This is a genomic window from Rothia sp. HMSC078H08 (assembly GCF_001808955.1).
Classification (GTDB): Bacteria; Actinomycetota; Actinomycetes; order Actinomycetales; family Micrococcaceae; genus Rothia.
Genome location: NZ_KV795253.1, coordinates 42,526 through 62,623 on the forward strand (window position 1 = coordinate 42,526; position 20,098 = coordinate 62,623).

The following is a 20,098-nucleotide window of genomic DNA, read 5'->3' on the forward strand; positions in this document are numbered from 1 at the left end:
GTGAAAGCCGTTGAGTGAAAGCCTGTAATGCAAACCCAGGGAAATGGCGCCCTACCCCACGAGGAAGCGAGGCAGGGCGCCAATCCAAAGGAGGCTATCGCCTTACTTGCCGAACTTCTCGGTCAGCTTGGAGACGTTGTCGGTCACGACCTCTTCAACCTTGGCAACGTGCTCGTCGGTGACGACCTCCTTGCCAGCCTTCTCGTTGATGACTTCCTGAGCCTTGTCGAGGCCCTGCTCAACGGCGCCCTTGATATCGAAGCCCATGGGGGCCTCCTTTCTGCGCTTTCGCGCTCTAAAACCTCACCCTGGGTGAGGGGCCTGCCCGGGGCGGGCAGAAAACTGGAGTGTGATGCTTTGGTGGACGAAACCTGCAAGCTGGGCTTGTATGTGACGGTCGAACCCAGTGTAGATGCTATCCATATGCCGGACTATGCGCATCGAAACTTTACAGCTCACGGATTGCGTCCGTCGATAAGTGTACATACCCGCGAAGGCAAGAAAAACCACCCTCAGAAAACGTGGCGCCACTTTTGACCAACGACCAAAAAATTATGGCTTATCAGCGCGTTATTGCAGGGGATAACCGGAGGAAAATTGCAGAAACTCGCAGGAAACTTCCAGCTATGAATATTGTTCAAAACCCCGAAAAAACGCCCCTGTGACACCCCGCCGATTTATGACAGACCTCAGCGCCCAACCCTACAACACCGGAATATCCGTAGGATCAGCGCCCGCAGCCCAATCATGAGACGCCGCAAAACCAGCAACCATCGGCAAAAAACGAGGCGCCGCATAGCCGCGCACAGCATACGCAGTCGCCACCGCATCCGCGGCAGCCTCCATCTGAGAGGTCGGAATCAGCGCCATCACCGCGCCACCAAAACCACCACCCACAATACGGGCACCCAACGCGCCCCGATCCAGGCACACCTGCACCGCATCATCAATCTCAGGGCGAGAAACACGCAACTCATCACGCATCGACACAAACGACTCCGTGAAAATACGGCCCGCCTCCTCAAACGCCGCAAAGCCCAACTCATCAGCATGCTGCAACAGATAGCTCGCACGACCCACCAGAGTCATATCGTGGAACGCATGACGCACCCAACCACGCGGGAACGAACACGGACGACCCGCGTCCTCCAGAGCATCCAAGGCACGATTCACCGAAGAATCCACCAAATCAGCACGCCACGCCTTTGCCGCACGCGCATCCATACCCGCACACGACAAATCCTCCGGTAGGGCATCACGCAAAAAACGCAGACCCAAAGCATCAGCGCACGCCTCAGACGCCGCACGACGAGCCGCAAAACCGCCATCCGTCAGCTCATGCGGAGTGTTCGTATCAATCACCAAAAAACTCAAGCCATGCTGGGCAATATCCACCGCAACCGGCTCGATCGAAAAATCACGGAAATCAACCACCAGAGCCTGCTCCGGATACGAACGCAATGACGCCGTCTGATCCAGGCCACCCGTATGCGCGCCAGCCATCTTATTCTCAGCCGTAATACACACCTGAGCCAGACGCGCACGCAACGCATCACTATCAGCCGGGGTAGCATCCGCTTCCGGGCACTCATCACGCACCGGACACGAGAGCTCCAACAACGCCAACGCCGTCGAACACTCCAAAGCCGCCGAAGATGACAAACCGCCACCCACCGGAACACGAGAATTAATCAGCAGGTCAGCACCAAACTCATCGGGCAGCATAATATCCCTGCCACCCTCCTGATTCATCGCCCACGCAACACCCGCCACATAGGTGAACCAGCCCTTCAAATGACCCGGTTGAATATCGCGAATCACGACCGTGCGCTCATCGCCGGGCATCTGCAAAGAAGCCGCGCGCAACACGCCATCACGACGCAACGCACCCGCCACATAGGTGCGGTACGGCAACGGCATCGGCAGGCACGAGCCACCCAAAAAATCAATGTACTCGCCCAAAAGATTCAGACGCCCAGGCGCAGACCACACACCATCCGGCTCATAACCATACGCAGTAATAAACTCCTCACGCACACGCGCAATCTCCGCGCTATGGTCCGGAAGAGCCGCCCACTGGGCGGTAGCGGTCATCGACATGGAACACCTCTGATAAAGCCCAACAGGGCACTAAGACATAAACAACACCCCACCCGCACCCGATACACCCCGGATGCGAGCACGTGTCACCTCTAGACTAAAACAGAAAACCAGCAAACATCGACTCAGCCACCAAACCGCACCGGTATCAGCGCGCAGCAGAGCAGCCAGCACCAACGCACGCAAAAGCCCCGCACCCCCACAAGGGGGCACGGGGCACCATACACAACTAATAAACCAAAAGAGGAACAGGCGACTTACGCATCCTGCGTATAAGGCTCCTGCACCACCATCATCGAATCAATCGCAGAAAGCAGATCCTGACGGTAACGGTTAAACGCATTCTCAATCAGAGGAACATCGCCGCTCGCCACAGCCTCCTGCGGAGAAATCAGCGGCAGAGTCTGATACTCCTCCACCAGGCTCAACGCAATATGAGTCAACAAACGAGCACGACGTAGCGCCTCCGCATGACCCAAACCAAGCGCCTGGAACTCATGAGCCATCGCCACCACCGGCTTCAACTCACGCGGGTGCAGAGCCAAGCTCAAACGCACCACCTCAGGGCACTCACGAATCGGGTACAGCAGAGAGAACAGAAGATCACCGCGGCGAATCATCGAAGCGCGAATAGCCTCCGGATTCGGCTCAGCCTCCTCCGACATCGACTTCGGGGCACGAGCCAGAATGTAATCCGCCAACAGAATCAGAAGCTGCTGCTTATTCTTCACGTGGTAGTACAGAGCGCCGGGAGCCACGTGAAGCTCCTGAGCAAGTCGGCGCATGGAAAGGTCCGCCAAACCGTAGGTCGCCAAGACCTCGTAGGCGGTATTTAGAATCTTTTCACGGGAAAGTACCACCCTTTCATTTTAGGGTGTTCAAATCTGTTGCGGGAGCAAGATGCACCCCGTGGCAAACAAAAACCCCACAAATACGCGGTACAAACCCAAAAAGCAATGTTGATTCTCACTCACCCGGAGCGAACGGTTCGCGTTTCACGAGCACTTTTGCCACCAAAAACGCTTCAGCACACACAGAATAGGTAGCCGCCCACGCTCTCGGCATAAAATCACGTCTTAAACCGCCCAAAACCGCCAAGACAGGTAAACCTCGCGGGCGAACGCCCCAAAATCAGGTGTTTAATATTCGGTATGAGCAATGCATTTTCTGAACTAATCGAGCGCGCCACCGCAGGCGAAGGCCTCAACCGCGAAGAAATCCACACCCTCCTCGTGGACGGTGACGGACAGGACTTCACCCTTATCGAGGCAGCCTCCGTCGTGCGCCGCAACGAATTCCGCAACATGATTGCGATCCACACCGAAGATGAAGCACTCGCCGACGCCCTCGGCACCCGCTCCATCGCCGTGGACTCCTACGAAGTACTGGATATCTCCCGCGATATCGACTCCGAAGAACTCGCGGCAAGCATTGAACGTATTGCAGAATCCTCCGCCATCGGCGTGACCGTACTACTGCCCGAAAATGCAGTACCCATGATGCTCATGCGCGTGCTGTCCATCCTGCGTCTGGCAGCACCCGCCAAGGTCATCCACCTGCCCGAAGGCTACGAACAGTCCCTGCGCTCGCTGACCTCCCTCGCAATGCACGTGGTCAGCGCCATCACCATTACCGATGATATTGAGCAGTGGCCCATGGTCAACGAGGTACTCAAAGCACTGCGTCACGGCGGCATCGTCATCTCCGGCACCGGTGGACGCGACGCCCTCGCAGGCTACCTGCGTTACCTCTCCGACCTCGGCGTGGACCTCATGGGTCACCGCGACGCACGCGGCTCCGCCTGCGGTTCGGTTGACGGTGGCGGTTGTGGCTGTGGCTCGGGTGGCTGCGGTAGCCACGAGGAGCCGGCACCTTCCGCCGGTGGTTGCGGTTGCGGCTCGGGCGGATGCGGTTCCTCCGCTGAAGCTCCGGCTGAGGCTCACGGTCACTCCCACGGTGGTGGCGGTTGCTGCGGCGGCCACGACGAACCAAAGGAAGAAAAGGGTGGCTGCTGTGGTGGCCACGACGAGCCTGAACCGGTCGTGGAGGAAGCTCCCGCTGGCGGTTGTGGCTGCGGTGCTGGTGGATGCGGCTCTAAGTAATCTGCTAGAGGTAGCTACCCCAATCGATATATTCCAAATATAGAATTTTCCCCTGAATAACCTGCTGAAAAGCAGAGATATTCAGGGGAAAACTCTATATTCCGTAAAGAGCATTAGGCTTAGAGGTAAACAACACCACAATAAACGCTGCAGAACCCCCATATCCGAAAAGCGGAATGAGCCCCTCCGGTAGAGTAGAAAGACGTAGCCGACTAACCCTAGCCGCGCGAAAGGAACAACACCGGACCAATGCTTTACCTCTCCGTTATTGTCATCATCCTGATTGCGACCGTGTTTATGGTCAGCGTCGGTGATCGACTCAACCTCCCCTGGCCGGTCATGATGACCCTGCTCGGCACCGCCGCGCTCTTCATCCCCAACCGACCGGACATCACCATCGACAGTGACATCATCCTGCCAATCTTCCTTCCGCCGCTACTGTGGGCCATCGGCGTTAAATTCTCCTGGGGCACCCTGCGCCGCCGCTGGAGATCCGTACTGCTCTACTCGGTCCTTCTCACCACCGTCTCCGCCCTGGCAATTGCCAGCGCAGCCATGTGGTGGGTCCCCGGCATGACCATCGCCGTCGCCCTTGCCGTCGGTGCCGCCGTCTCCCCGCCCGACCCCGTCGCCGTGGAAGCAGTCGCTGAGCCCGTCGGCATTCCCCGCCGCCTCATCGGCACCCTGCAGACCGAAGGTAGCTTCAACGACGCTATCGCAATCGTTCTCTTCCACGCCGCAATCCACTCCATGACCAGCGGCCACCACATCGAGCCGCTCTCGGTCGCCAAGGACTTCGTGCTCGGCTCGATCCTCGCGGTCATTATTGGTTATATCTTCGGCTGGCTTGGCGGCTACGTTCGCCAGCGTGCCCACGACGTGGTCACCAGCAACGCCGTGACCCTCATGATCCCCTTCGGCGCCTACCTCGCTGCTGAAAGCGTGCACGCCTCCGGCGTTATTGCCGTGGTCATCGGCGCTATCCAGTTCACCAGCACCAAATACATGGCGGCACTCGAAGCGGAAGAACGCCTCTCCTCCACCTCCTTCTGGCAGATTATTGAGCTGCTCATGACCGGTGTCGCTTTCGGCCTCATCGGCCTGCAGGCAAGTAGTATCATCGCCACCGCCGACCCCTCCCGTATCGCAAGCCTCTTCGCTGACGGTGCCCTGGTCGCACTGGTCGCCATCCTGGTGCGCCTCATCTGGTTCACCATCGTCTGGCTGGCAGGACGCAAGAACCCCATCCACGAGGGTGCACCCGAAAGCTTTGCTGAAGTTATCGTTATGACCTGGTCCGGCATGCGAGGCCTCGTGACCCTGATTCTTGCCCTGTCCATCCCCGTGGTCAACGGCACCGAACAGGTACGCCAGGACGCCATCGTCATGATGCTCTCCGTACTCTTCTTCACCCTCGTGCTGCCCGGCCTGACCCTGCCCCTGCTCGTGAAGGTCCTTGGCGTGCAGGCTAACCATGAAGAAGAAACCGCCGTACCCGAGCTGCTCCAAATTGCGCAGGACGCCGCCCTTGAAGCGCTACAGGCTGAAGCGAAGGCAACCACCGACCCGGAAACCTACGCTCGCGTGAAGGAAATGTGCTCCGCCATTACCCGCCGAGACGAAATTAGTGAGGCACTGCCCGAAGAATACAAGCAGTACATGGAGAAACTTAAGGACAAGAGGAACGACTTTGTACGCCTGCGCGACGCCGCCCTCGTCGCCGCGCAGAATGAGGTCATTGCGGCGCAGGACCGCTACGACTCCCACGACGTGACCCGCGTGGTGCGTAAGCTGGACATCCTGGCGCAGGCTGAAAGCATCCGCTCCTCCGGCATGTTCATTCTGCCCGCCATGACCGCCGGCGCGGTCGCCATGGAACGCTACAACCTCTGGAAGAAGCACCAGGGCACCCTGAGCACCCGCGCAATCCCCGTGGTGGAGAACGCGCCCGCCTCGCCCCTGGTCACTAACGAGGTAACCCCCAAGTCCTAGCCGGTACGCCCGTGCGCGAACACTACGTTTCTGCCCCTGCCTACGCCACCGAGATAAGCCATCTGGTCTTTAGCTCACAGGCGATAGACAGGGGCAGAAGCAGATTAAGCCTCAACTATCACCTAAAATGAGACAGGAAACGTAGTGAACGTACGTTAGCTCTCTCAAACTCACGAACACATTGAAAGTAGACATGGATTTCAAGACTCTCTCGCCTGCGTACCTGACCTCCCTCGGCGTAATTTTTTGCGGCGCGCTCATGGTCGGATCCTCTAGTCCCTGGCTCATCTGGCTGGGCTGGATTCTTCTGATTCTTGCGTTGGGTCTGAACGTCCTTGCCTTTGTGCTGTCCGTGGGTAAGGCGAAGGGTGACCCGATCCCCGCACTGGTGACCAACCTGGACGGTTTCGAATCCTCCGTGGAGAACCGTATCCGCGAGCGCGCAGAGCACCGCCGTGAAGAGCGTGAAGCTGCTGAGCACGAAGCTGCTGAGCAGTCAGCGGAAGCAACCGCAGAGGCTGAGCATGAAGTGGCTCCCGTTGAAGCCGCTGAGGCTGTTGAGGCGACCGAGCACGCTGAAACTGCAGAGGCTACCGAGGTTCGTGAGGAAGAGCCCACCGAATCCCAGCCGATTGTTGAGCGTGCATCCGGCCGCATGAGCGTTCTGCCCTCGCGCCCCCGTTCGGGTCGCGCCACCAAGCCCCGCTCCAATGCGCGCTAGGTAGGTCGGTAGTGAATACGAAGTTTTTGCTCTCCCCGGCGTACCTCGCCTCTATCGCCCTGATGCTTTCCGGTGCGGTGCTTTCCGGTGGTCGGTTCATGCTGATCGGCTGGATTCTGTGCATTGTGGGTGTCTGCCTGAATGCCATGACCCTGGTGGTGCTGACGAACCGCGAGCAGCTGTACAGCCTTGACGCGAAGGCTGCCCGAGGCACCCGCCGCGGCTTTGATGACCGCCCCGCTGTAGTGCAGCGATTGGACGACGCCCCGGTCACTGACGACGCCCCGGTCACTGACGAAGCAGTCGAAGAACCTGCGGAGTCTGTCGAGGAATCCGCAGAAGAGCCCGCTGAAGCACCCGCGCAGAAGACCAACTAGGGTGTAACCCCCTAAGACGTAAAAGACCCCCGCAGAGAGTATCTGACGTGAATAAAAGACCGTAACCGCCCCCCGTACAGGGGAGTGGTTACGGTCTTTTGGGTGCCTGAACGCTCACCTCGACTAACGCTCGTCGAATACTTTTGTTTTGGAGAGGAGGGGCGAGCGCAGCGCAGCGGGGGCTTTAGCGCTGAGCACCCAGCTTCTGCGCCGCGAAATCCGCGTACTCCTGCACATGCGCGCGAGCCTGCTTGGTCAGCGCCTTATTTTCGTTCAGGATGCGCTCGGACTGCGCCGCCATGAGTTCCAGATACTGGCGATCCCGGGTCTTCTTCCATGCGGTGCGTGCCGCCTCCAGCTCCGCAAAATCCCTGAGAGCCTGACGCTGCATCGTGTAGCGCACCCACATGAGCACCAGAATCAGCACCAGCGGAATGAGGCACGCCCAGCTCTGCCACAGCCCGTACAGCGCCGCCGCAATGGCACCCAAAACAATCAGCACCGGGGAAATGGAAACGATGGGGGAGTCCGGGCGGTTCTTCTGGTTCTTCACGAGTGATTCACGCGCCATAGCGCGGAAGGTGTCAGAGAAGCTGGACGGGTCGTAGGACTGAGCAGGCTCGGCCTGCTGGCTCTTCCGGGACTGATTCTTGCTGGGCTGGTTCTTACTGGGCTGAGAAGCGGACGGGCACATGGAAAACCTGACTGGGGTAAAGAAACGTAACGGGTGTTTCACGTGAAACGGGGGAGTGGGCGGCGAGCACGCGGAAGTGGCTGGCAGGCTCAGCGCTCGCCGCGCCTAAATGCTGCCGAGAGAGCTTCTACAGGGAAGCCTCAATAAACTCGTACGCCTTATCCACACAATCGGTGGTGACGGCCTTGACTTCGTCGGGGGAGTAGCTGAACGACGCCGAACGGTCAGCGTAGCGGTGCATGTCGATATCGTTCCACGAGTCACCAATCGTGTACACCTCATAGGAGGTGCCCGGATGCTCCGACTGCAGGTACTCCACCAGATGCTGCAGACCGGTGCCCTTCGTGCAGGCGGGTGGCACGATATCCAGGAAATCCTGGTTCTTGTGGCAGTCCACCGAGTTGCCAAAACGCTCAAGAATCCAGGCGTACGCCGCCTCGCGCACCTGCGCATCCGGAATCCACAGGGGCACACCCACGTACTCGTGGTTCTGCAGGTCATCAGCCGGCAGGGGAGTGAACTCCGGCAGAATGTTCGTCGAGGAGCCCACCCGGTCGCACAGGCTGTAATCGTTATCCAGAGTGGTCGTGAACAGGGCGACACCGTCCACGGTGCTGAAATGCTCGTAGCACGCCTGCACAACACTCACCGGAAGAGGCTGATGGTAGATCACCCGGTACTCCCGGTCGGTAATCACCGCACCCGTGTACAGCACGTGATAGTCGAAGCGGATGGCGGTCGGCTCCAGCGCCAGTTGCGTGGCAAAGATGCTCTTGCCCGTGCACGAAACCGCCAGGTTCCCCTCCGCCTGCCAGCGGGCAATCGCCCGCTCATTGGCAGGCTCCACGGCTCGGTTAAACAGGATCGTGCCGTCCAAATCGAAAGCCATCAGCTTGGTCATAAAAACTCCTTCACGGAAGGGCTACGTTGCCGCGAACTGCGCGCCGCAACCCATAAAAAACGGGGCGCGGCCGGTACTTTTAAGTGTACCGACCGCACCTCCGCCACTTGAGATATAGCCCCTGAATCTCACGCTCTCATAGAAGGGTGAAAGGGTTCATCCCTCAGATTTTTAGAGGGCCAGGAATCCCAGGTAGGAACCGAGGATGCCCACGCCGAAGAGGGCGAAAATCAACCAGATGGCGTTAATCTTCTTCTTCAGAAGCCACATGCACAGGAAGCACAGACCCAGCGAGGCCAGGCCCGGCAGCAGATCGTTCAGCACGGACTGGACGGTCACATTTACCGTCTCGCCCGCCTGGTTTGTGTAGCTAGTCAGCGGCAACGGAATGTTCACGCTCGTCCAGCGGTACACCAGAGCACCCATCACGAACAGGCCCATCACGGAGGCGCCCTGAGTAATCTTCTGCAGGGTGTTGCCGCCCGCCTCGGTCACAATCTGGGTGCCCTTCTCGTAGCCGTACTTGAAGCCGTACCAGCGGGTTGCCCAACGAATTGCGGTCATGCCGAAGAAGAACAGCAGCGGGCCCAGAATATTGCCGGTCACCGCCAGGGATGCGCCCAAAGCCGCCAGCACAATACGTGCGGTACCCCAGAAAATCGGGTCGCCCACACCGGCCAGTGGGCCCATCAGGCCCACCTTAACGTTGGTGATGGCGGCTTCGTCGATATCCTTACCGGCTGCCTTCTCACGCTCCATCGCAGCGGTCACACCCATAATCGAGGATGCAACCCACGGCTGGGTGTTGAAGAACTCCAGGTGGCGGGTCAGCGCCTCCGCCTGGTCTTCTTTCTTGGTGTAGAAGCGCTTAATGGCCGGAATCATGGAAACCGCGAAACCGATGGACTGCATGCGTTCGAAGTTGAACGAACCGAGCAGGAAAGTGGAGCGGATGTAGGTGTCGACCTTATCGCGCTGGGTGAGCTCGGGAACTTCAACGAGCTCGACGTTCTTGTTTTCAGTCATGGTAATGCTCCTTATTCGAGCTCGTTGTCGAGGTCATTGGCGGCGGCCGGTGCTACGGCGGGTGCCTCACTCTTATGGAAGAGCGGGTTCAGCTGCGTGTACAGCAGACCCAGGCAGGCGCCGACCAGGCCGATAGCAACCAGGTTGAACTGTGCCGGGGTGGACAGGGTTGCGACAAGGTCCTTCGCGCCCTCGGTGCCAGCAATCGAAATCGACTGGGTTGCCGGGATAGCGGCAGCGGCAATGAAACCGAGGAAGAAGAAGGGCATGAGAGCCTTCGAACGCATCATGTTGATGACCATCGCGAAACCGACCACGGTGATCATGCCACCGGCAATACGCAGACCAACGGTCACCTCGGTGGGAATCATGTTCAGCAGGCGGGTCAGCTCTTCGGAGCTAATCAGCGCCACAATAGCGGTCGGGATAGCCACACGCAGACCCTGCAGAGCCATACCGCTAATGTGCATCAGCTCAATACCGCGGAAGTTCGCGGTTTTCGCGAAATTATCAGCCTGATGTTGGAAGAACACCGTAATGGTACGAACGAAAATGGTCAGAACCTGACCTGCCGCAGCCAGCGGCACAGCAATAGCAATACCGGTGGTGATGTCCTGGTGACCCTGAATCACAACAACAGCGGAGATGGTGGATGCCAGGGCCGAGTCGGGAGCCATAGCCGCACCGACGTTCATCCAGCCCAGGGCGATGAGCTCCAGTGCGCCACCGAGCATAATGCCGGTAGTCGGGGTCACCCAGCGCAAAACCCATCAGGGTACAAGCGACCAGGGGGCGGTGGAACTGACGCTCGTCCACCACGGATGCGACGCCCGCAATGAACGCCACGAGAACAACGAGAATAAACGTCAGGGCGCTCATGCGTCCAGGCCTTTCTGCTTGAGGATCTTTTCCAAATCAACCGGGGAGTGGTTGGGCAGCTGCTGCACCGTCAGCTTCACACCGCGCTTAATGAGTTCGCGGTAGGCTTCCAGGTGCTCCTCGGAGGCGTACACTGCGTCCGAGAGCTGAACCATGCCGGTCTTGAAGGTGACGCCACCAACGTTCACTTCGTTGATCTTGACGCCTTCGTCGAGCAGTCGCACCACGTCAACGGGGGATTCTACGACGAACATGGTCTTCATGCCGGTGTACTTGGGGTTGTTGTACACGCGGCCAGCTTTAGCGATGTCCAGGACATTGGTCTTCACGCTGGTCGGCGCGACCTGCAGCAGCAGGGACTTGCGCAGCTGATCGTGTGCCGCATTATCGGATGCCGCGATGAAGGTCTGCGGTGCGATATGCGGAACCCAGGTGCCTGCCACCTGACCGTGAATCAGGCGGGAGTCGATGCGGGTGAAGATAGCGTCCATGGTGCCGCCGGGAACCTGCTGAGCAACCGGAACCTCGACCGCCTTGGTCTCTGCGGGCTTCGCCTCGGCGGGCTTGGCGGCTGCGGGCTGATTCGCCTCCTGGAAGGAGCGAATACCCTTAGTGCCAGCTTTGTGCGCCTTAGCGACCAGGGACTTGAGGGTTGCGTTCTTACGGCCTGCGCCGGAGATGACCTCAATAAGCATCGGTACGTTGACACCGGAGACGACGTCGACGCCCTCGCGGGTGGCTGCGAACTGCGCACCGGCGTTGTAGGGGCTACCGCCGAAGAGATCGACCAGCAGCAGGGTTTCTTCTGCTTCAGACGCCTCAACGATGCGGGTGTACTCTTCGACGAGATCTTCGGGGCCCTGACCCGGCAGGAACGTGACCGGGTGGACGTTTTCGAAGTTACCGAGGATCATGCCGGCGGTCTTCAGCAGAGCCGGAGCCGACTCGCCGTGTGCCGCCACAATGATAGTGACCATAGTGGTCCTCTCGTGTTCGTGACATGGTGTGTAGTGGCCCCGTGAGGAGCCTCATAATTCTCAGATAGTAACACGTTGTTTTTGTGTTTTGTGGGTTTTTTCTGAGCATGCACACTTTAGGTTCTTGTGACATTTTTTCAAGTGTTGGAATATGGGTTTTTGATGTCAAAACACGTATTTATTGCCAGGGTGTAAAAAATTTAAACAGAACACCGAAAAATGCTTGTCTGCGCGAAGGGGTTAGCGTTACTCTCGCGAAAATTCGGGAGTATTGGCGTCTTGCTGATGGACTGGCGAGGTGTTTGACGTGGAATATGTGGAGCGCACGAGTGCGAGAAAATGATTTACAAAGAAAATACCGAGCAAAAAATGAGTGTGCGAATCAAAAGATGTGGGATTAATAAAAAACCCACATTTTCCTGCGGTCTGTCCACAGAATGGTATTTCTGGAATACGCCGCTATAAACCGTCATTTCAAAATTTAAATCGACGCGCTAACGCGCGAAGGAAAACCCGGGAAAACGACAATTTAGTGACAGGTTGTATATATAAATAGCAACCCACCTTTAACGGCCACGTTCCGCCCGGCGCGCCCCCAAACCTGGATACAGAAAAGCGGCGGATACAGAAAAGCGGCCGGAGTACCCTCCAACCGCTTTCGCCCCTGCATTTTTTGGAAGCACCAACGCTAGGCGTTAATGCCCCACATATCCCGCGCCAGGCGCGCAATATGAATCGTCAAATACGTCAACTCATCACGAGTCAGGGTCTGCTTCAACTGCATCTGCAGCACCAACAAAACCTTCTGTGCACACGCGTAGGCGCGCGGTGCATCCGCACGAAGAGCAGCCAACAAACTCGGCTGCGACACCTCATCAACATCCTCCGCACGATTTGCGGAGGCGCGGCTCGCCCGCACAAACAGGTACCGCAGGTGCGTCACAAAACGTGCCGCACTCATGGAATCCGGGTCGAGCTTGCGCTCGTAGCTTGCCTCAATAATTTCAAAAACCTGCGCGAAAACCTCAGTCATGCGGAATGCCTGAGACATGTCTGCCGTCGCAAATTGTGCATTGACCAGGTGCAACGCGAGGGGGATAGCCTCGTTCGGGTCCAGCTCAACCTGCAGGCGCTCGCGAACCATCGCCAACACTGCGCGGCCGTACTCCACCTCGCGTGGGTAGAGAACAGTCACCTCCGGGGCGAGCGGATACTGCACCCGCACCCCGTCACGCGCACGAACCACCGCATAGTGCAGGTGATCAGCCAGCGGAAGAATAAACGAGTTCGACAGCTCCAGCGCACCCTCGGCGCGCACCTTCGACTCCAAAAGCGTGGCAATCGACAGAATCTCCGCCGGAATCTCAGACAGAGTCATACTCAAACGCTCACCCGACATGCCCTGCTCCGGCACAAACGTCTGCTCCACCGCAGACGGGTCAATCAGCTGACCCTTACGCTTACCAAAGGCAATGCCGCGACCAATCATCACGGACTCCTTGCCCAAATGATCCACAGTGAGGACAACATTATTGTTATAGATACGGCTAATGCGCATGTGTCCTCCTTTGCGGGTGTTGGTCGCCGGAACAGAAACGGCAAATTCAAAAGATACGCAAAGGTGATTGAGCGTTACCTAAGCTAGTACAAATTCTACCGAAAGTTTGAAGCTGTCATGAAGGGTTGACGCGCAAATGCGGGGTAAAGCTGTGCCCCAGCTGTGACGCGGGCAAGCATTCCATAAGTTTGCGGCTGAAAACCGGCTCCCGCCTCACCGCGAACCCTAAATCGCGATACCCTTAATCACATGAGCAGCAAAGCAACCGAAATCGCAAAGAACCTTCCCACACTAGAGCATCCGGACGGTAGCCCCATCCGCGCCCTCGTTGTTGATGATGAGGAGATGCTCAAAGAACTCGTCAGCATGGGTCTGAAAATGATCGGCTGGGAGGTGCAGTCCGCAGGCGACGGCCCCTCCGCGCTCGCGATTGCGCGCGATTGGCGCCCCGACGTGCTTGTGCTGGATATTATGATGCCCGGCTTCGACGGCCTGGAGTTGCTCTCCCGTATCCGCAAGTTCTACCCCGAGGTTCCCTGCCTCTTTCTGACCGCTAAGGATTCGGTTGATAACCGTATCGAGGGCCTTGCCGCCGGTGCGGACGACTACGTGACTAAGCCCTTCTCCATGGAAGAGGTCATGATCCGTTTGCACCGCCTGGTGCAGCGCTCCGGTGTTGCCTCCATTGATGATGCTGAGCTGGTCGTTGGCGACCTGGTGCTGAACCAGGACACCCGCGAGGTGACCCGCGGTGGCGAGCAGATTAACCTCACTGCAACCCAGTTCGACCTGCTGCGCTACCTCATGGAGAACGCGAAGCGCGTGGTCTCCAAGAGCCAGATTCTTGATAACGTCTGGAACTACGATTTTGGTGGTCAGGCAAATATTGTGGAGCTGTACATCTCGTACCTGCGTAAGAAGATTGATGTGGGTCGCGAACCGATGATTCACACCGTGCGCGGTGCCGGTTACGTGCTGCGTCCCGCCGTCTAAGTTTATTCTCTGCTCTTCATATGGCGCGGTATAACACCCGGTTATACCGCGCCATATCAGTTATATTCTGTATTTCGAATATAGAAAGAAAGGATGTTCGTGGGCTCCTACTCACCCGGTGAAACCGCCTCCCCGGATAACGAAGCAACCCGCCCCCTACGTGCGGGTTCCCCCGCGCAGGATGGTTCCGCACCCTCCCCGGGGAACTTCTTTGTGCGCCTACGCGCAGCCTGGAAGAGCATGAGGAACCCCGAGGCATCCCCCGAAGAGCTCGGGTACGTACCCCACCTGCGTTCGCGCCTTATCGCCATCCTCGTGACAGCCCTCGGCATTGCATGCCTCATCATTGGCCTGTCCACCTACGTGACCCTGCAGAACTCCCTCTACCAGCAGGCACAAAGCGACCTCAAAGAAACCAGCCACCGCGTAGTGCAGCCGACCTCCCGAGACGGCAAGCGAGAAGAAGTGGACTGCAGCGACCTGCAGAAGAGCAGCTCCCTCTTTGCGCCCGGTCAGGCGTCCGGAACTATCATCACCTGCGTGGAATCCGAAGGTGCCGTAGAAATCGCCAGCAAGCTCACCAAGGAGGGCACCGTACAAACCCTTTCCGCCAACGACCAGGTAACCCTCGGAACCATGGCACTGAATGCCACTAGGGAAGAAGTCCAAGAGGTCAAGCTGGAATCCGGCCTGTACCTCATCAAAATCACCCCGAAGGCTAATAGCAGCGCCGATGCCCAGGTGGTTGGTATTCCGCTCGCCAACGTACAGCAGACCCTCACCATCTTCGTGATTGTGGTAGCCCTCGGTTCCATCGCCGTGATGGTTGGTGCCGGCGTGGCGGGCTCCTACATTATTCGCGGCACCATGAAGCCCCTGGAGCGAGTCTCCGCGGTGGCAACCGATGTTGCGCACCTGGACCTGGAAGAGCACACCATCTCCTCGGCGGTGCGAGTGGAACCGCGTGATTCCGATCCGCGCACCGAAGTGGGTGCCGTGGGCTACGCCCTCAATCAGCTGCTGGATAACGTGAACTCCGCCCTCGAGGTGCGCGAACGTACCGAACACCAGATTCGCGCCTTTATTGCGGACGCCTCCCACGAGCTACGCACGCCCCTTGCCGCCATTAAGGGGTACTCCGATATGCTCCGCTGGACCGAGCCGCTCAGCGAATCCGGCCAGTCCTCCCTGGCGCGTATCGACTCGCAGACCGAACGTATGTCCCGCCTAGTTGAGGATCTGCTGACCCTCGCTCGCCTGGACGAGGGTCGCGAACCCAAGTTTGAGCAGGTTGACCTGACCGAGCTGGTGCTTGAATGCACCTCCGACATGCAGGCGGCAGCGCGCACCCACGAATGGCACCTGAACCTGCCTGACGAGCCGGTTGAGGTTGTTGCCGACCGCTCCCAGATTCAGCGCGTGATCTTGAACCTGCTCTCGAATGCCCGCAAGCACACGGACGAGGGTACTCGAGTGACCGCTGGCCTGGCCGTGGATACTGCACGCCGTGAAGCCGTGGTGACCGTGACCGATAACGGTCCGGGTATTGCCCCGGACTTCTTGCCGAAGATTTTTGACCGCTTCACCCGTGCCGATAAGGCGCGTTCCGGTTCGGATGGCACCACCGGCCTGGGACTGGCAATTGTGCAGGCGATTGTGCAGGCGCACGGCGGTTCGATTCAGGCGCAGAGTCAGCCTGGGCATACGGTCTTTACGGTGCGTCTGCCTTTGGAGGCGGCGCGCGCCTAATGCGCCTGCTCGGTGGCTTGCTGAGCGGCTCGCTGAGCGGGGAGCCGGGGGAGTGCTCGAGGGGGTGGGGTGTGTTGTGCATACCCCGCCCCTTGGTGCGCGTTTTTGGGGTGTTATAGCGCCCTGACGTGCTAAAACACTAAATTGCTTGTTGAGTAAAGATTAAATCTGCACTTCAAGTTTATTGCCTTGAGTGCAAATATGTGGTGAATCTAACCCCCAAATAGTTACTCCCGGTGAAACATTGCGCGTATTGTAAAAAGCATGGCTAATCTTGTTGAATCCCCCGCAAACATCACGGACAAGCGTTCCGCCCGCAAGGCAGAGAACCGCATCGCAATCGTTGAGGCAGCAGAATCCCTCATCCTCGAGGGCGGCTACGGCGCCCTCAACGCAGAAGCACTCGCGGAACGCGCAGGCGTCTCCCGCCGCACCATCTTCAACCACTTCGCCTCCGTAGACGACGTGCTGGTCACCCGCATGAACCAGTACTTCAACCGCATCTTCGAAGAATGCGACTTCACCATCTCCGGTGAAAACGCAAGCATGGAAGCCGAAATGCTCTCCATTGCCCGCAAGGTCTTCATGAGCAACACCCTCGAAGAGTACATCGCACCCTTCGCACACCTGCTCTACGCCCTCGAAATGGACAGCCCCGCGAAGTTCGAAGAATATTCGCACGTCATCCTCGAGCGCACCTACGACATCTTCCTTGAGCAGTACCTCGAGGCGTACCCCGACCTGCCCTACCTGCGCGTGGCAGTCTTCGCCTCCAACCTCGCCGAAACCATCGGTGAAGGCGTCTACTACTACCTCACCCGCGCCGAAGAAATGACGGTCAAGGTCGCAGCGGAAGCCCCCGAAGGCACCCACCCCGAAGCACTCGCCATTGAAGCAATGCGCCAGTGCGTACTCGAAGCACTCGACTACCTGGGTCGTCTGGTCCAGGGCGAATTCGCAAGCTAAGCCCCATAGCGTTAACGCTCAAACACTCTCGCTTCGGGCACCTCATCTGCAGGTGCCCGGGGCGGGGTGTTTTTTGCCTAAAAACAGGACACAGCGTTCGTCGTACAGGGCAAACCACACGCCGTATTCACACGCACCCAACACCCCAAACTCTTCACTCGCTCAACTTCAAAAGGACTGAATCATGGCTACATGGCTCTACCGCATCGGTGAAGCTGCCGCCCGCCGCGCATGGGCTGTCATCCTCACCTGGGTACTCATCGTCGCCGGTGTAGCGGGTGCCTACACCGCGTTCCACGGCAAGCTCAGTAACACCTTCACCATGCCCGGAACGCAGACCCAGCAGCTCTCCGACGAGCTCGCACAGCGCTTCCCCAGCGCCAACCGCGGCTCCGGCCAGATCATTCTCACCGCCGGTGACGGCACCGCCCTCACCGAAGAGCAGAAGCAGGCATTCTCCGCCGCACTGAGCGCACTGCCCAGCGAGGTGCCCTCCGTTGATGCGGTCACCGACCCGTTCACCACCACCTCCAAGCTTGCAGAAGCGAAAACCCAGCTCGACGAGGCGCACGCCAAGATTGCTGCCGCCCCCTCCCAGATTGAGGATGGCAAAAAGCAGCTGAACGCCGCTACCTCGCAGATTGAGGACGGCACCAAGCAGATTGCCGAGAACGAGAAGAAGCTCGACGACTCGCAGGCGCAGATTACCGCAGGTCGAAAGCAGTTGGACGAGGCGCAGAAGCAGCTCGACGACGCCCAGGCACAGCTGAAGGACGGCTACGCCCAGGCGGAGGCGGCAGGCTCACCCGCCGCCATGATGGAGCAGCTCAATGCCCAGCAGGCGCAGCTGACCGAGCAACAGAACGTGCTCAATCAGCAGCGCGATACCCTGACCGAGAGCCAGAAGCAGGTTGATGCGGGCCGCGCAGAGATCGCCTCCAAGAAGGACGAACTGGCTGAAGGCAAGAAGAAGCTGGATGAGCAGCGCAACCAGCTTCAGAAGACCGAGAGTGACCTGCCGGCACAGCGTGAGCAGCTGGAGCGTCAGCAGAAGCTCTACGACTTCACCTCCGGCTACCGTATGGTCTCTGAGGATCAGTCCACGGCGATTGCGACTGTCTCGTTTAAGAAGAAGATTTACGAGGTGCCGTCCGCCGAATTGCAGAAGGTCATGTCCGACATTGAGTCGGCGAACCTGCACGGGGCGACCGTACAGTTCGACGTGAACCTGAGCGAATCCGCGCTTGGTGGCGGCTCACACACCGGTGAGGTTGCGGGTATGGCCATCGCCTTCATCGTGCTGATGGTTATGCTCGGCACCCTCGTGGCTGCCGGCCTGCCGATTCTCATGTCTTTGGTGGGCGTGGTGGTGGGTGTGCTCGGCACGCTCTCCCTCTCGTCCGTCGTGGAGATGAGCTCCACCGCCTACACCCTGGGCCTGATGCTCGGCCTGGCAGTCGGTATCGACTATTCGCTGTTCATTCTGAACCGCTACCGAACGAACCTGCTGGACGGCATGCCGAAGGTCCAGGCGATTGCCCTGGCGAACGGCACGAGCGGTAACGCCGTGATTTTTGCGGCGAGCACCGTGATTATTGCGCTCGTGGCGCTGAACGTGACCGGTATTCCCTTCCTGGGCGTGATGGGTAATGCCGCCGCTTTCTGCGTGGTTGTTGCCGCCCTGATTGCGGTGACTCTCACCCCGGCGGTGCTGTCCCTGGCGGGTACCAAGATTATGTCTAAGAAGCTGTGGGCTTCCATCGATACCCCGCAGAAGATTGCGGAACGCCGCGTGCAGGATGCCGAACGCACCGAGAAGCCGAACGGTTGGTTGCGCCTCGTGCTGGCGCGTCCGCTGTTGACCCTGGTGGTGGGTACGCTGGCGCTGCTGGCGGTTGCCGCCCCCATGTCTCAGATGCGCCTGGGTCTGCCGGACGCCTCGAACTACCCCTCCGATAGCGCCGCGTACAAGTCGTATGCGCTGGTCAAGGACAAGTTCGGTGAGGGTATGAGTGCCCCGCTGGTTGCGGTCGCGCACACCCCCGCGAATATGAGCGAGGAGCAGGCTCAGCAGGCGCAGATTGATATCGCCTCTGCGGTCAAGGAACGCGGCGGCGCGAACGTGCAGGCTGTGGTTCCCGGCGGTATGACTGATGACCGTACCCTGATGATTTTCCAGGTGATTCCTGCCCACAGTGCAAGCTCCGTGGAGACTGAAGAGCTCGTCCACGAGCTGCGCGCCGTGACCGTTCCGGTTCAGGGCTCTGAGGTGTCTCTCGGTATTGCGGGTCAGACCAGCGGCAATATCGACGTCTCCGAGGTGCTTGCCCAGAAGCTGCCCCTGTACCTGGGCGTGGTGATGGGCCTGTCCTTCCTGGTGCTGATCCTGGTGTTTCGTTCGATTATGGTTCCGCTGGTTGCCTCAGTGGGCTTCCTCTTCTCGGTGCTGGCGAGCTTCGGTGCCGTGGTGTCGATTTACCAGTTGGGCTTCATGAGTTCCCTCTTTGGCGTGGACCATCCGGGTCCGGTGTTGTCCTTCTTGCCGACCCTGCTCATCGGTATTCTTTTCGGTCTTGCGATGGATTACCAGATGTTCTTGGTGACCGGCATGCGTGAAGCGTACGTGCACGGCAAGGATGCGGCGACCGCCATTGTGAGCGGCTACAACCATGCGGTGCGTGTGGTGGTGGCTGCCGCGATCATCATGATTTCGGTGTTTGGCGGCTTCATCTTTGCTGATTCGACGATGATCCGCCCGATGGGCTTTGGTTTGGCGTTCGGTGTGCTCGTGGATGCGTTCATTGTGCGCATGACGCTGACCCCGGCGATTATGGCTCTGCTGGGCGATAAGGCGTGGTGGATGCCGAAGTGGCTGGATCGCCTCACTCCGAATATGGATGTTGAGGGCGCCGCTCTGAGCGAGAAGATGAGCGAGAAGATTCAGCACGAGCGTGAGTCTGCTGCCGCCGACTCGGGTAGCAAGCTCGGGTCAGAGTAAAGTATTAGTGTGCGTTTGTGCGCTACGGCGCACTCTGAAGACTAATACGAGACGAAAGGGCAGGT

17 protein-coding genes and 1 pseudogene are annotated in these 20,098 nt (G+C 58.8%); 8 read left to right on the plus strand and 10 right to left on the minus strand.

Translation table 11 applies throughout. The features are described from left to right. Positions 1-102: 102 nt before the first annotated feature. The 3 genes from HMPREF2528_RS03065 to HMPREF2528_RS03075 form a co-directional block, all read right to left on the minus strand. Complete coding sequence (locus HMPREF2528_RS03065) at positions 103-267, minus strand: ribosome recycling factor (RefSeq protein WP_070542290.1); 165 nt, start codon at positions 265-267, stop codon at positions 103-105. A 435-nt stretch (positions 268-702) separates the two neighbouring features. Further along, positions 703-2,100 carry a galactokinase gene (locus HMPREF2528_RS03070; RefSeq protein WP_070542293.1) on the minus strand — a complete coding sequence of 466 codons (1,398 nt, stop codon included), beginning with the start codon at positions 2,098-2,100 and terminating at the stop codon, positions 703-705. Positions 2,101-2,357: 257 nt separating this feature from the next. Next, a complete protein-coding gene (locus HMPREF2528_RS03075) occupies positions 2,358-2,960 on the minus strand; it encodes a TetR/AcrR family transcriptional regulator (RefSeq protein ID WP_070542296.1) in 603 nt (200 codons plus the stop codon). 291 nt (positions 2,961-3,251) lie between these two features. On the opposite strand from HMPREF2528_RS03075, the gene HMPREF2528_RS03080 reads away from it, so the two are divergent. The 4 genes from HMPREF2528_RS03080 to HMPREF2528_RS03095 all read left to right on the plus strand — a co-directional run bounded on the left by HMPREF2528_RS03080 (position 3,252) and on the right by HMPREF2528_RS03095 (position 7,292). Further along, on the plus strand, positions 3,252-4,202 hold the full coding sequence (locus tag HMPREF2528_RS03080) for a hypothetical protein (protein WP_049340057.1): 951 nt from the start codon (positions 3,252-3,254) through the stop codon (positions 4,200-4,202). A 249-nt stretch (positions 4,203-4,451) separates the two neighbouring features. Then, positions 4,452-6,194 carry a cation:proton antiporter gene (locus HMPREF2528_RS03085; protein ID WP_070542299.1) on the plus strand — a complete coding sequence of 581 codons (1,743 nt, stop codon included), beginning with the start codon at positions 4,452-4,454 and terminating at the stop codon, positions 6,192-6,194. A gap of 193 nt (positions 6,195-6,387) precedes the next feature. After that, positions 6,388-6,915, plus strand: a complete 528-nt coding sequence (locus HMPREF2528_RS03090; protein ID WP_070542303.1) for a hypothetical protein — start codon at positions 6,388-6,390, stop codon at positions 6,913-6,915. An 11-nt stretch (positions 6,916-6,926) separates the two neighbouring features. Beyond that, positions 6,927-7,292: a hypothetical protein gene (locus HMPREF2528_RS03095; RefSeq protein ID WP_012902653.1), complete on the plus strand. Its 366-nt coding sequence runs from the start codon at positions 6,927-6,929 to the stop codon at positions 7,290-7,292. Between the two features lie 184 nt (positions 7,293-7,476). Here the strand turns inward: HMPREF2528_RS03095 and HMPREF2528_RS03100 are convergent, their stop codons facing one another. The 7 genes and pseudogenes from HMPREF2528_RS03100 to HMPREF2528_RS03125 form a co-directional block, all read right to left on the minus strand. Beyond that, positions 7,477-7,986: a hypothetical protein gene (locus tag HMPREF2528_RS03100; protein ID WP_210397090.1), complete on the minus strand. Its 510-nt coding sequence runs from the start codon at positions 7,984-7,986 to the stop codon at positions 7,477-7,479. Between the two features lie 127 nt (positions 7,987-8,113). After that, on the minus strand, positions 8,114-8,887 hold the full coding sequence (locus HMPREF2528_RS03105) for an HAD-IIB family hydrolase (protein ID WP_070542307.1): 774 nt from the start codon (positions 8,885-8,887) through the stop codon (positions 8,114-8,116). Positions 8,888-9,058: 171 nt separating this feature from the next. Then, entirely contained in the window at positions 9,059-9,913 is an 855-nt protein-coding gene (locus HMPREF2528_RS03110; RefSeq protein ID WP_012902656.1) for a PTS system mannose/fructose/sorbose family transporter subunit IID, read from the minus strand. A gap of 11 nt (positions 9,914-9,924) precedes the next feature. After that, the gene (locus HMPREF2528_RS03115) at positions 9,925-10,668 is read right to left on the minus strand and encodes a PTS mannose/fructose/sorbose transporter subunit IIC (protein WP_305793916.1); all 744 of its coding nucleotides are present in this window, start codon (positions 10,666-10,668) and stop codon (positions 9,925-9,927) included. 49 nt (positions 10,669-10,717) lie between these two features. Next, positions 10,718-10,792: pseudogene (locus tag HMPREF2528_RS09315) on the minus strand (hypothetical protein); the annotation flags it as partial. Next, a complete protein-coding gene (locus HMPREF2528_RS03120; protein WP_049338637.1) occupies positions 10,789-11,769 on the minus strand; it encodes a mannose/fructose/sorbose PTS transporter subunit IIA in 981 nt (326 codons plus the stop codon). The gene HMPREF2528_RS03120 and the pseudogene HMPREF2528_RS09315, both read right to left, overlap by 4 nt. A 688-nt stretch (positions 11,770-12,457) precedes the next feature. Then, a complete protein-coding gene (locus HMPREF2528_RS03125; protein WP_049360181.1) occupies positions 12,458-13,327 on the minus strand; it encodes a PRD domain-containing protein in 870 nt (289 codons plus the stop codon). Between the two features lie 249 nt (positions 13,328-13,576). Between HMPREF2528_RS03125 and HMPREF2528_RS03130 the strand changes: the two genes are divergently transcribed. The 4 genes from HMPREF2528_RS03130 (at position 13,577) to HMPREF2528_RS03145 (ending at position 20,033) form a co-directional block, all read left to right on the plus strand. Continuing rightward, positions 13,577-14,320, plus strand: coding sequence for a response regulator transcription factor (locus HMPREF2528_RS03130; RefSeq protein WP_012902660.1), 744 nt, complete (start codon positions 13,577-13,579; stop codon positions 14,318-14,320). A 93-nt stretch (positions 14,321-14,413) separates the two neighbouring features. Further along, positions 14,414-16,069, plus strand: a complete 1,656-nt coding sequence (locus HMPREF2528_RS03135) for a sensor histidine kinase (RefSeq protein WP_083297869.1) — start codon at positions 14,414-14,416, stop codon at positions 16,067-16,069. A 264-nt stretch (positions 16,070-16,333) separates the two neighbouring features. Then, positions 16,334-17,035: a TetR/AcrR family transcriptional regulator gene (locus HMPREF2528_RS03140; protein WP_049352268.1), complete on the plus strand. Its 702-nt coding sequence runs from the start codon at positions 16,334-16,336 to the stop codon at positions 17,033-17,035. Positions 17,036-17,219: 184 nt separating this feature from the next. Further along, positions 17,220-20,033, plus strand: coding sequence for an MMPL family transporter (locus HMPREF2528_RS03145; RefSeq protein WP_070542311.1), 2,814 nt, complete (start codon positions 17,220-17,222; stop codon positions 20,031-20,033). The last annotated feature ends 65 nt before the right edge of the window (positions 20,034-20,098 follow it).

Bases quoted from the DNA above. Each gene is read 5' to 3' on its own strand.
- HMPREF2528_RS03065 (WP_070542290.1), bottom strand. From the start codon at position 267: ATGGGCTTCGATATCAAGGGCGCCGTTGAGCAGGGCCTCGACAAGGCT.
- HMPREF2528_RS03070 (WP_070542293.1), bottom strand. From the start codon at position 2,100: ATGTCGATGACCGCTACCGCCCAGTGGGCGGCTCTTCCGGACCATAGC.
- HMPREF2528_RS03080 (WP_049340057.1), top strand. From the start codon at position 3,252: ATGAGCAATGCATTTTCTGAACTAATCGAGCGCGCCACCGCAGGCGAA.
- HMPREF2528_RS03085 (WP_070542299.1), top strand. From the start codon at position 4,452: ATGCTTTACCTCTCCGTTATTGTCATCATCCTGATTGCGACCGTGTTT.
- HMPREF2528_RS03090 (WP_070542303.1), top strand. From the start codon at position 6,388: ATGGATTTCAAGACTCTCTCGCCTGCGTACCTGACCTCCCTCGGCGTA.
- HMPREF2528_RS03100 (WP_210397090.1), bottom strand. From the start codon at position 7,986: ATGTGCCCGTCCGCTTCTCAGCCCAGTAAGAACCAGCCCAGCAAGAAT.
- HMPREF2528_RS03105 (WP_070542307.1), bottom strand. From the start codon at position 8,887: ATGACCAAGCTGATGGCTTTCGATTTGGACGGCACGATCCTGTTTAAC.
- HMPREF2528_RS03110 (WP_012902656.1), bottom strand. From the start codon at position 9,913: ATGACTGAAAACAAGAACGTCGAGCTCGTTGAAGTTCCCGAGCTCACC.
- HMPREF2528_RS03120 (WP_049338637.1), bottom strand. From the start codon at position 11,769: ATGGTCACTATCATTGTGGCGGCACACGGCGAGTCGGCTCCGGCTCTG.
- HMPREF2528_RS03125 (WP_049360181.1), bottom strand. From the start codon at position 13,327: ATGCGCATTAGCCGTATCTATAACAATAATGTTGTCCTCACTGTGGAT.
- HMPREF2528_RS03130 (WP_012902660.1), top strand. From the start codon at position 13,577: ATGAGCAGCAAAGCAACCGAAATCGCAAAGAACCTTCCCACACTAGAG.
- HMPREF2528_RS03135 (WP_083297869.1), top strand. From the start codon at position 14,414: ATGTTCGTGGGCTCCTACTCACCCGGTGAAACCGCCTCCCCGGATAAC.
- HMPREF2528_RS03140 (WP_049352268.1), top strand. From the start codon at position 16,334: ATGGCTAATCTTGTTGAATCCCCCGCAAACATCACGGACAAGCGTTCC.
- HMPREF2528_RS03145 (WP_070542311.1), top strand. From the start codon at position 17,220: ATGGCTACATGGCTCTACCGCATCGGTGAAGCTGCCGCCCGCCGCGCA.